Origin of the sequence: Mesorhizobium sp. M4A.F.Ca.ET.022.05.2.1 (assembly GCF_003998845.1) — a bacterium.
Classification (GTDB): Bacteria; Pseudomonadota; Alphaproteobacteria; order Rhizobiales; family Rhizobiaceae; genus Mesorhizobium.
The window spans coordinates 1-10774 of the sequence record NZ_RZOJ01000026.1; the positions used below are offsets into that span (position 1 = coordinate 1).

Genomic DNA, 10774 nt, shown 5'->3' on the forward strand with positions numbered 1-10774 from the left:
CTTTCTTGCCGGGCGGCTGGTCGAGGGGCTGGGCGGCGGCGCGCTGGTGTCGCTGGCCTTCGTCTCGGTCGAGCGGCTGTTCCCGCGCAACATCTGGCCGCAGCTTTTCGGCATCATGTCGGCGATCTGGGGCGTCGGCGCCTTCAGCGGCCCGATGCTTGGCGCCATCATGGCCGAGCTTCTATCGTGGCGTTGGGCCTTCGGCATCTTCACGGTTGGCGGCACCGCCATGGCGCTGGCAAGTTTCATCGTGCTCGACACGCCGCAGGCGACCAGGCCGCAGGTGGACAAGGGCACGGCGCCGCCCTTCCCCTATGCCGCGCTCGGCTGCCTCGCCGTCAGCGTCGTGCTGATCGCCAGCGCCGGCGTCGATGTCGCCCTGCTGCGCTCCTCGCTGCTGCTTGGGCTGGGGTTGATCGGCCTCGTGTTGTTCTTCCGCGTCGATGCGCTGAAGCCGGGCTCGCGGCTGTTTCCGTCGCGGCTGTTTTCCTGGCGCTCGCCGGTCGGCAGCGGCATGACCATGGTGGCCGCCTTCTCGGTGGCAACCGTCTCCTTCGCCATCTACGGGCCGCTGCTTTTGACCACGCTGCACGGCATCCCGATCCTGACCACCGGCTACATCATCGCCGCCGAATCGATTGCCTGGTCGATCCTGGCGATCCTCGTCGCCAATGCGCCGCTGGAGCGCGAAAGGCTCATTATCGTGGTGGGCGCGCTGATGATCGCGGCCGGCCTCGCCGGCTTCGCCTACACGATCCCGGCGGGCTCGATCCCGCTGATCCTGCTTTGCGCCCTGCTGCAGGGCGGCGGCTTTGGCGTCTGCTGGCCGTTCCTGACACGGGTCATCGTGGCCTCCGCCCAAAATAGCGAGCAGACCATCGCCTCCGCCGCGGTGCCGACCATGCAGCGCATCGGCTATGCGGTAGGGGCGGCGCTCGCCGGCGTCATCGCCAATGCCAGCGGCTTTTCCGAAGGCCTGAATCGCGATGCGGCGGCGAACGTTGCCGGCTGGCTGTTCCTCGCTTTCGTGCCGCTCGGCATTCTCGGCTGCCTGGCGGCCATCAGGATCGCTATGCCAGCCGCGCATCCACAGGAAGCGACGGGCTGACCTCGGGAGACAATCGGAGAGCGGAAGTTCTCATAGAGACGGCAGAACGGCTCGGATGTGATCGGCGAAGGCCTCGACCGCGGGTGATCGCTCGGTGTCGGCAAAGGCGACCAGAATGCCAAGCTGGGGCAAGCGAGGAAGCGGCGCGCCCAGAATATGGAGGTCCGACGGCACCGCATCCTCGGTCATCACGCTGATTGCCAGGCCCGACCGCGCCACCGCGATCAGTCCGGCAAGGCTGTTGCTGGCATAGGATATTTTGTAGCGCAGTCCGGCGCGCGCCATGGCCTCGCAAGCCGCCTTGTGGTCGACGGCATTCGACGCCGACAACGCCAGCGGCACGACGTCGCCAAAATCGTAGAGGTCCAGCGCCGGCTTGCTGCCCACCCATACGAGCGCTTCGGTGCGCACATGCGCGTCGCTTGCGTTCGGACTGGAGACAAGCGCCAGGTCGATCTGGCGCGCGTTGAGAAGCGTCCGCAATTCGACGGTGGGCGCCGAAACCACCTTGATTTCGACATCGGGATATATGGTTCCGAAGCCCTTCAGGAGCGCGGGAAAGAACGCGCTCAGATAGTCCTCGGGACTGCCGAAAATAATCGAACCATGCAGGCCTTTGTCGGACAGCGCCGAGATCGCCTCGTCATGGATTTTGAGGATGCGCTCGGCATAGGCCAGGAAGCGCTCGCCGCTGCCGGTGAGCCGCACCCCGCTGCCGCTGCGATGAAACAGGCTCTGGCCGAGGGCTTCCTCGAGGCGCTGCACCTGCATTGTCACGGCCGACTGCGTACGTCCGACCTGTACCGCCACCGCACTGAGGGTTCCCGAGTGCGCCGCGCGCACGAATGTCGCCAGCAGCTTGAGATCGAGCATATCAAATCCATTGATATCGGAATCCGAGAACTATCAATTTTGCTGCATCCGCGCCAGCCGCTAGATTGTTGGCGCAACGCTTGCTGGAGTTGAGAGATGTCGAAAAACTTGGAGCCTGGGTTTTGGGATTCGGCGCGCAAGCACCTGATCCGCTATGGCGGCAGCTTCGAGCCCGCCATCATCGAGCGCGCCGCTGGCTCCTTCGTCTACGATGCCGACGACAGGCCGATCCTCGACTTCACCTCCGGGCAGATGGCCGCTTTGCTCGGGCATGGTCACCCCAGGATCGTCTCGACCGCCGGCCGGCAGGTAGAAAGGGCCGCGCATCTTTTCAGCGGCATGCTGTCCCGCCCAGTGGTGGAGCTTGCGGAGCGCCTCGCGGCGCTGGCGCCCGGGCTCGACAGGGTGATGCTGCTTTCGACGGGCGCCGAGTCCAATGAAGCCGCGATCCGCATGGCAAAGCTGGTGACCGGCAAGCACGAAATTGTTGCCTTCTCCAAGAGTTGGCACGGCATGACGGGGGCTGCGGCGTCAGCGACCTACAGCGCCGGCCGCAAGGGCTACGGCCCAGCCACGGTCGGATCGCTGGCCATCCCTGCCCCCAACAGTTTTCGGCCGCGCTTCAGGCACGCCGACGGCTCGCTGGACTGGCTGACCGAACTCGGCGATGCCTTCGACCTCGTCGACAGCCAGTCGACGGGAAGCCTGGCGGCCTTTGTCGCCGAGCCGATCCTATCGAGCGGCGGCATACTGGAACTGCCGCAAGGATATCTGGCGGCACTGCAACAGAAGTGCCGCGAGCGCGGTATGCTGCTTATCCTCGACGAAGCGCAGACCGGCATTGGCCGCACCGGCGACATGTTCGCCTTCCAGCGGGACGGCGTCACCCCCGATATTCTGACCCTGTCCAAGACCATCGGCGCCGGCCTGCCTCTGTCGGCCGTCATGACGACAGTCGACATCGAAGACGCCGCGCACGAAAAGGGTTTTCTGTTCTACACCACGCATGTCTCCGACCCGCTGCCGGCGGCCGTCGGTATCGCCGTGCTCGATGTCGTCGAGGAGGAAAAACTGGTCGACCGCGCCCGGCATATGGGCGCGAAACTGTTCGACGGACTGTCGCGGCTTAAGCAGCGTTATGAATGCGTCGGCGACGTTCGTGGGCGCGGCCTGCTGCTCGGCGTCGAGATCGTCAAGGACGGCAAGGAGCCGGACCACCAGCTCGGCGCCGCGATTGCGGCCGAAGCGTTCCGGCGCGGGCTGAGCATGAATATCGTCAAGCTTCCCGGCATGGGCGGCGTCTTCCGCATCGCTCCGCCGCTGACCATCTCCGAACAGGAACTGGATCTCGGCCTGCGGATCATTGCGGAGTCGATCGAAGCGTCGCTCGCCGCGAGTGCACCCGGCATCGCTGCGGAGTAGGGCTGGCGGCCAGGAGGCCGCTCAGACCACGATGGTTTTCAGGCGCTCTGCAATCAGCGTGGCGAGCCGCGCCGCCACCTCGTCCTTGCTCAGTTCCGGCCATTCCTCGACGCCGGTCTTGGAGACGATGCGCACCTTGTTGCGGTCGCCGCCCATGACGCCGGTGGGGCCGACACCGCTTTCATGCGAGACATCGTTGGCGACGATGAAATCGGCGCCTTTCTTCTTCAGCTTGGCCTCGGCATTGCGGATCAGATCCTGTGTCTCGGCGGCAAAACCGACGACCAGCCCGGGGCGTTTCTGATGATGGCCGACGCCGGCCAGAATATCTGGGTTTTCGACCATCTGCAGCGCCGGCGGCCCCTCGCCCGCCACCTTCTTGATTTTCTCGCCGGCCGAATTGGCGGTGCGCCAGTCGGCGACGGCCGCGACGAACACCCCAGCGTCTGCAGGAAGAAGCGCTTCAACCGCCGCTTTCATCTCGCCAGCGGTCTCGACATGCGTCGTCACGACACCGGTCGGATCGGCAATGCTGACCGGGCCGGAGACCAGCCGGACGTCGGCGCCCAGCCTCGCCAGCGCCGCCGCGATTGCATGGCCCTGCTTGCCCGACGAGCGGTTGGCGATATAGCGCACCGGATCGATCGGCTCATGCGTCGGCCCCGACGTGACGATGATCCTGCGGCCGGCCAGCGGCTTCGGCCTGCTGTCGAGCATCGCCTCGATGGCCGCCACGATCTCCAGCGGTTCGGCCATGCGGCCCTCTCCGGCCTCGTTGCTTTCAGCCATCTCGCCCTTGGCCGGCCCGACAAAGGCAATGCCGTCCTTGGCGAGCGTCGCCCGGTTGCGGCGCGTGGCAGTGTGCGACCACATTTTCGGGTTCATCGCCGGCGCCAGCAGCACCTTCTTGTCGGTGGCGAGAAGCACCGTCGAGGCGAGATCATTGGCATGGCCATTGGCAAGCTTGGCCATCAGGTCGGCGGTCGCCGGCGCCACCACGAGAAGATCGGCCTCGCGTGACAGCCTGATATGGCCGACATCGTGCTCGTCATTGCGGTCGAACAATTCGGTAAAGACATGGTCAGCCGAAAGCGCCCCGACCGACAGCGTGGTGACGAATTCCTGCGCGGCCGATGTCATCACTACGCGCACCGCCGCACCGCGCTCGCGCAACCGACGGATCAGGTCGAGCGCCTTGTAGGCGGCGATGCCGCCGCCGATGATGAGCAGGATGCGTTTGCCCGACAACGAGCCACGCGGCGATGGCTTGCTGGAAACAGCGACAGCCGAAGTTACCTGCTGGTTGGAACCAGCCAGGGTGCGCAGCGTGTTCTCGATCTGCTCGATGCGGTCGGCCTGCCCTGCCCGACCCTCGACCGCCGCCCGGATCATCAGCCGCGCCTGCTCTTCCATCGAGCAGCCATTCTCCGCCGCGAGCTGCCGCAGCAGGTCCTTCACATCATCGTCGAGGTTGCGGATGGTGATGCTGGCCATGTGATTGCACCCGTCACGTCGTCACGAGTGCAATGATAGCAATGCAATCAATTGTGAGCAAGCGTGACCGCAAAACGATGGCGAGTCGGTTCAGGTTTCTTGAGCCGGAGGAAGGCCTGCTAACTGCCCAGAGCCGCTCGTCGGTCGACTCGCCTCAACTACAATGTTGACGAAACCTGACCACTCGAGATGTCGTTGGGTTAGGGTAACGCGGCGACCCTCAAATTCGTGACCCTCGGTGATCACGATCCCTGTCCAAAGCTTTGGCTGTGAGTGCTCAAGCTTCATCTTGAAAGCGGCAGGCACCTCGCGGCGAGCCTCGCCTTCAATACCCATAGCCATAGTTTGGCCTCACCTCTACGATCGGCAAAGTGTCCATGCCGCCAACGTAGTCCGTTCCTGTTTGACCGACCACTCGGCAATCACAAGATTTTCCACATGATATAAACCAGCGTCAGTGCGATCACCCACAGGGCCACGCGACCGGAGCGGGTATGGCGCGCCTCGGCCTTGCCGATGGCGCGTGCCGTCGCCTCGTCGAAGCGCAGCCCGTGCTCGGCCATCAGGTCGATCTCGCGCGACAGCCGCTCGGTGCGGGCGGCGATGTCCGGCGCCTGGCGGGCCAACGCCAGCAAGGCCCTGGTGCCGTCGCGCGCATCGACCAGAAGACCGCGTGGGCCGAGATTGCCGGCGATCCAGTCGCCGACCACCGGCTCGGACGTCTTCCACATGTTGAAGGCCGGATCGAGCGTGCGGGCAACGCCTTCGACCACCACCATGGTCTTCTGCAGCAGGATCAGTTCTGGACGGGTCGCCATGTCGAACAATTCGGTGACCTCGAACAGCAGCGTCAAAAGCTTGGCCATCGAGATGGTTTCCGCCGGCTGGCCGTGGATCGGCTCGCCGATGGCGCGGATCGCCTGCGCGAAGGCCGAGACATTGTGCTGGCGCGGCACATAGCCGGCCTCGAAATGCACCTCGGCGACGCGCTGGTAATCGCGCACGATGAAGCCGTAGAGGATTTCGGCCAGGAACCGGCGCTCCTTTTTGCCTAGCCGGCCGGCAATGCCGAGATCGACGGCGACGATGGTGCCGTTAGCCTCGACGAACAGATTGCCCGGATGCATGTCGGCATGGAAGAAGCCATCGCGCAAAGTATGGCGCAGGAACGACTGGATGAGGTTGGCGGCGATCGCCCTGAGGTCGTGGCCTGCCTCCACAAGACCGGCAATGTCGTTCATCTTGACGCCGTCGACCCATTCCATGGTCAGCACGTCGCGCCCGGTCCGCTCCCAGTCGACCGAGGGCACGCGGAAGCCCGGATCGTCCTTGGTATTCTCGCCGAGCTCGGAGAGCGCCGCTGCCTCGAGCCTCAGATCCATCTCGATCTTGGTTGTCTGCGCCAGCGTCTCGGTCACTTGGACCGGCCGCAACCGGCGCGACGAGGGGATGTATTTTTCCTGCAAACGGGCGGCCAGGAAATAGCTTTCGAGGTCGTGGAAGAAGCGGCGGCGCACGCCCGGCCGGATTACCTTCACCGCCACCCGGGAGGCAATCCCATCGTTCACGGTCTCGGCACTGTGCACCTGGGCGATCGAGGCGGCCGCGACGGCGCCGTCGAAGCTGGCGTAGAGATCGCCGACCTTGCGCCCGAGCGAGGCCTCGATGGCGGCGATCGCCTCGGCCTGCGGGAACGTATGCATCTTGTCCTGCAGCAAAGCGAGGTCGAGCGCCATGTCATTGCCGACGACATCGGGCCGTGTCGCCAGGAACTGGCCGAGCTTGACGTAGGAGGGTCCGAGCCGCACCACTGCCTTGGCCAGCCGGTCGCCACGCTTGTAGGCCAGCGCGCGGCGGCGAGTGAACAGGCGGGCCAGCCGCCAGCCGAACTTCGGCAGGCCGTCGAGCTCCTCGCCCGGCAACGCCGAGACGACGCCCTCGCGGACCAGCACCCAGCCGGCCCGTGCGAGCCGAAAGGCGGCGCCGACGCTGCTCATCGCCCAGCCTGCTTCAAAGTCTCCCGCCTCAAAGCTTCCAGCCCGAATGAAGCGCGGCGATGCCGCCCGAATAGTTGCGGAAGGAGACGCGATCGAAGCCCGCGCGCGAAATCATCGCCGCGAAATTCTGCTGGTTGGGGAATTTGCGGATCGATTCGACGAGATAGGAGTAGGGTTCGCCTTCGCCAGTGACCGCCTTGCCGATCCGGGGTATGGCGTTGAACGACCAGGCCTCGTAGACCTTGTCGAGCAGCGGCATCTCGACTTCGGAGAATTCGAGGCACAGCAAGCGTCCGCCGCGCTTCAGCACCCGATAGGCTTCGCCGAGCGCCACCTCGATGCGCGGCACGTTGCGGATGCCGAAGGCGATCGTATAGGCGTCGAACGTGTTGTCGGCGAATGGCAGTTCCTCGGCATTGGCCTCGACGAAATCGGTGCTTTCGCTCAGGCCTTTCTTCTCGGCGCGCTCGCGGCCGACGTCGAGCATCGATCCGTTGATGTCGAGCACGGTGGCATGCGCGTGGCGATCGCTGGCCTCGACGATGCGGAAAGCTATGTCGCCGGTGCCGCCGGCAACGTCGAGCACCTTCCAGCCCGGTCGTTTCGGCGGATTGAGCCACGTCACCATGGCGTCCTTCCACAGCCGGTGCAGTCCGCCCGACATCAGATCGTTCATCAGGTCATAGCGATTGGCGACCTTATGGAAAACGTCGTTGACCAGGGACTGCTTATCGCCTGCCCCTACCCGCTTGAAACCATAGGAGGTTTCCATACCGCCCGCGGCCGTGGTTCTCTCAACTGACATTATTTTGATCCGTCATAAAACCGGCGGGACCATAGCCGATCGATGGTGCGGGCGCTATTGTTTAAGGCGCGGTGTTCGGCCGCGCTTCCAGGTGGCGGGCTTATCGACCTGGACCGAATCGACGGGATGATTGAATGCCTTTGAAAGCGGAACTGCACTGCCACATCGAAGGGGCAGCGGCGCCCGAGCTCGTCATCAGCCAGGCCCGCAAATACGGCAAGGACACCGCGCCCTATATCAAGGACGGCTCCTTCGTCTGGCATGACTTCACCTCTTTCCTGGCAGCCTACGATTTCTCGTCCGACCTGTTCCGCACCGAGGAGGATTATGCGCGGCTGGCCGACCATTACCTGACCAGCCTCGCCCGCGACGGCGCCATCTATTCCGAAGTCTTCACCTCACCGGACCATGCGAAGAAGGCCGGCCTGTCGCCCAAGGCCTATACCGACGCGCTTGGCGAGGGCATGGCGCGCGCCAAGGCCAAGACCGGCATCGAGGCCCGCATGATCGTCACCGGCGTGCGCCATGTCGGCGTCGAATCGATCGAGCAGGCGGCACGCTTCGCCGCGCGCTGCGACCACCCGCTGGTGACGGGCTTCGGCGTCGCCGGCGACGAGCGCATCGGCGAGTTCGAGGACTATGTCCGCGCTTTCGAGATCGCGCGCGAGGCCGGACTCGGCATCACCATCCACGCCGGCGAGCTGATGGGCTGGGAGAGCGTCCAGGCGGCGCTCGACCACATCCGGCCCTCCCGCATCGGCCATGGCGTGCGCGCCATCGAGAACCCCGACCTTGTCCGGCGCATCGCCGACGAAGGCGTGGTGCTAGAATGCTGCCCGGGTTCCAACATCGCGCTCAAGGTGTTCGACAGCTTCGCCGACCATCCGTTTCCGGAACTATTGGCGGCGGGCTGCAGGGTGACACTCAACTCCGACGATCCGCCCTATTTCTGGACTTCGCTGAAGCGCGAATACGACATCGCCACCGAGCATTTCGGGATAAAAGACAAGGCGCTTACCGCCATTACCAGGACGGCGATCGAGGCGGCCTTCGTCGACAGGAAGACCAAGGCAATATTGCTGGGCCGGCTGGACGCCAAAGGCCGGTGAATGGTGAATGGTGAATGGTGAATGGTGAATGGTGAATGGTGAATGGTGAATGGTGAATGGTGAATGGTGAATGGTGAATGGTGAATGGTGAATGGTTTGCCCGCGCGCTTCGGCGCGTCAAGGCAATCATCGAACCATCAGGACTCGCAAACCCACTCACTATTCACTATTCACTATTCGCCACTCACCACTCACCGGAGCAGCACCATGCAGGGCGTCACCGTCGTCGACCACCCGCTTGTCCAGCACAAGCTGACCATCATGCGCAAGAAGGAGACCTCGACAGCCGGCTTCCGGCGGCTGTTGCGCGAGATCTCGCTGCTTCTGGGCTATGAGGTCACGCGCAATCTCGAGCTGACGACGACCGAGATCGAGACGCCCATCGAAACGATGGAGGCGCCGACGCTCGAGGGCAAGAAACTGGTCTTCGCCTCGGTGCTGCGCGCCGGCAACGGCCTGCTCGAAGGCCTGCTCGACCTGGTTCCGGCGGCGCGCGTCGCCCATATCGGGCTTTACCGCGACCACGACACACTGGAGGCTGTCGAATATTTCTTCAAGGCGCCGAGCGATCTCGCCGACCGGCTGGTGATCGTCGTCGATCCGATGCTCGCCACCGCAAATTCGGCGATCGCGGCGATCGACAAGCTGAAGGGACGCGGCGCCACCAACATCCGCTTCCTGTGCCTGCTGGCAGCGCCCGAGGGCATCGAGCGCTTCACCAAGGCGCATCCCGACGTTCCCGTCTTCACCGCCTCCATCGATCGCCAGTTGAACGACAAGGGCTACATCATGCCCGGCCTCGGCGATGCCGGCGACCGCATGTACGGCACCAAGTAGCGCGCCGTTTACCGCCCGTTTACGCAAAGCCGCGGTTTCGGCCCACGTTATAGACGAAAACACCATGTCGGGATTAAGGATCGGCCTTCAAACAGGCCGGTCCCATGCTGCGCAAGCTTCTCATCCTTGGCGTCTTTGCCGGAACATCGGCATCGATCCCGATCCTTTATCAGTCGAACCCGCACATGCTCGACGGCCTGTTGAAACCGGCAGTCGCCTCCAAGCCAGTCACCGAGCCCCAGCCCGCCCTGAACCTTGCCTCGGTTCCCGACAAGCCGGCGACAGCACTGCCGCTCGGCCGCAAGGTCGTGGTCAGCGCCGACGCGCGCGGACACTTCACCTCCGGCTTCAAGCTCAACGGCCGCCAGATTGACGGCCTGATCGACACCGGCGCCACGCTGGTCGCCATCAACACCTCGACGGCGCGCCGCGCCGGCATCTCGCTCAACCCCTCGGATTTCATCCACGAGGTCAACACCGCCAATGGCGCCATCAAGGCCGCGGTGGTGACGGTCGAGCGCTTGCAGATCGGCAAGATCTCGGTCGAGAACGTCCAGGCGGTGGTGATCGACGACCGGGCGCTGCAGACCAACCTGATCGGCATGAGCTTCCTGCAGCGGCTGCAGAAATACCAGGTCGAGAACGGCTCGCTGCTCCTGGTCCAGTAGAGCCGCTGGACCGGACTGTCAGCGCGGCAGGACGCGCCGGATGACGGTCTTTTCCGCCGGCGGTTTCGACGCCCCGATCGTGTAGCAGGCAAGCACGGCTGCCGCCGCCGCCTCGGCATCAGCGTCGTTGCGCGCATGGACCAGCGCCAGCGGCTCGCCGGCATGCACTTCCGCGCCGACCGGCGACAGCCTGGTGATGCCGACCGCGTGATCGATCCTGTCGTCGGGCCGCGTGCGCCCGCCGCCAAGTCCGACCACGGCAAGCCCGATCTCACGCGTCGCGATGCCGCTGACGAAGCCGTTTTCGAGCGCCTTCACGGCAAGCTCCACCGGCGCCTTCGGCAAATACTTCCCAGGCTTGTCGATGAAATCGGCAGGGCCGCCAAGCGCCGCCACCATGCGCTGGAAGACGGCCGCCGCGCGGCCGCCGGCGAGCGTCTCGGTGGCGCGTCGGATGCCTG

9 protein-coding genes and 1 pseudogene are annotated in these 10774 nt (G+C 64.6%); 5 read left to right on the forward strand and 5 right to left on the reverse strand.

Features of this window, described 5'->3' with window-relative positions:
- Nucleotides 1–1108, forward strand: a 1108-nt coding sequence (locus tag EN745_RS05260; RefSeq protein WP_127420702.1) for an MFS transporter, incomplete at its 5' end; no start/stop codon positions are given.
- A 30-nt stretch (nt 1109–1138) separates the two neighbouring features.
- Here the strand turns inward: EN745_RS05260 and EN745_RS05265 are convergent.
- A complete protein-coding gene (locus EN745_RS05265; RefSeq protein ID WP_127420703.1) occupies nt 1139–1981 on the reverse strand; it encodes a LysR family transcriptional regulator in 843 nt (280 codons plus the stop codon).
- 96 nt (nt 1982–2077) lie between these two features.
- On the opposite strand from EN745_RS05265, the gene EN745_RS05270 reads away from it, so the two are divergent.
- Nucleotides 2078–3403 carry an aspartate aminotransferase family protein gene (locus EN745_RS05270; RefSeq protein WP_127420704.1) on the forward strand — a complete coding sequence of 442 codons (1326 nt, stop codon included), beginning with the start codon at nt 2078–2080 and terminating at the stop codon, nt 3401–3403.
- Between the two features lie 21 nt (nt 3404–3424).
- Here EN745_RS05270 and coaBC read toward each other — a convergent pair whose 3' ends face one another.
- The 3 genes from coaBC to ubiE form a co-directional block, all read right to left on the reverse strand.
- A complete protein-coding gene (gene coaBC, locus EN745_RS05275) occupies nt 3425–4897 on the reverse strand; it encodes a bifunctional phosphopantothenoylcysteine decarboxylase/phosphopantothenate--cysteine ligase CoaBC (protein ID WP_210213729.1) in 1473 nt (490 codons plus the stop codon).
- Nucleotides 4898–5319: 422 nt separating this feature from the next.
- Nucleotides 5320–6894, reverse strand: coding sequence for a 2-polyprenylphenol 6-hydroxylase (ubiB, locus tag EN745_RS05280; protein WP_126058361.1), 1575 nt, complete (start codon nt 6892–6894; stop codon nt 5320–5322).
- 28 nt (nt 6895–6922) lie between these two features.
- The gene (gene ubiE, locus EN745_RS05285) at nt 6923–7699 is read right to left on the reverse strand and encodes a bifunctional demethylmenaquinone methyltransferase/2-methoxy-6-polyprenyl-1,4-benzoquinol methylase UbiE (RefSeq protein ID WP_126058360.1); all 777 of its coding nucleotides are present in this window, start codon (nt 7697–7699) and stop codon (nt 6923–6925) included.
- Nucleotides 7700–7833: 134 nt separating this feature from the next.
- Here ubiE and EN745_RS05290 point away from each other — a divergent pair, with 134 nt between their 5' ends.
- The 3 genes from EN745_RS05290 (at nt 7834) to EN745_RS05300 (ending at nt 10313) form a co-directional block, all read left to right on the forward strand.
- Complete coding sequence (locus tag EN745_RS05290) at nt 7834–8808, forward strand: adenosine deaminase (RefSeq protein ID WP_126058359.1); 975 nt, start codon at nt 7834–7836, stop codon at nt 8806–8808.
- 207 nt (nt 8809–9015) lie between these two features.
- A complete protein-coding gene (gene upp, locus EN745_RS05295) occupies nt 9016–9645 on the forward strand; it encodes a uracil phosphoribosyltransferase (protein WP_126058358.1) in 630 nt (209 codons plus the stop codon).
- A 104-nt stretch (nt 9646–9749) separates the two neighbouring features.
- Nucleotides 9750–10313 carry a TIGR02281 family clan AA aspartic protease gene (locus tag EN745_RS05300; RefSeq protein ID WP_126058357.1) on the forward strand — a complete coding sequence of 188 codons (564 nt, stop codon included), beginning with the start codon at nt 9750–9752 and terminating at the stop codon, nt 10311–10313.
- 18 nt (nt 10314–10331) lie between these two features.
- Here EN745_RS05300 and EN745_RS36820 read toward each other — a convergent pair.
- A pseudogene (locus tag EN745_RS36820) lies at nt 10332–10774 on the reverse strand (thymidine phosphorylase); the annotation flags it as partial.

Bases quoted from the DNA above. Each gene is read 5' to 3' on its own strand.
- EN745_RS05265 (WP_127420703.1), bottom strand. From the start codon at position 1,981: ATGCTCGATCTCAAGCTGCTGGCGACATTCGTGCGCGCGGCGCACTCG.
- EN745_RS05270 (WP_127420704.1), top strand. From the start codon at position 2,078: ATGTCGAAAAACTTGGAGCCTGGGTTTTGGGATTCGGCGCGCAAGCAC.
- coaBC (WP_210213729.1), bottom strand. From the start codon at position 4,897: ATGGCCAGCATCACCATCCGCAACCTCGACGATGATGTGAAGGACCTG.
- ubiB (WP_126058361.1), bottom strand. From the start codon at position 6,894: ATGAGCAGCGTCGGCGCCGCCTTTCGGCTCGCACGGGCCGGCTGGGTG.
- ubiE (WP_126058360.1), bottom strand. From the start codon at position 7,699: ATGTCAGTTGAGAGAACCACGGCCGCGGGCGGTATGGAAACCTCCTAT.
- EN745_RS05290 (WP_126058359.1), top strand. From the start codon at position 7,834: ATGCCTTTGAAAGCGGAACTGCACTGCCACATCGAAGGGGCAGCGGCG.
- upp (WP_126058358.1), top strand. From the start codon at position 9,016: ATGCAGGGCGTCACCGTCGTCGACCACCCGCTTGTCCAGCACAAGCTG.
- EN745_RS05300 (WP_126058357.1), top strand. From the start codon at position 9,750: ATGCTGCGCAAGCTTCTCATCCTTGGCGTCTTTGCCGGAACATCGGCA.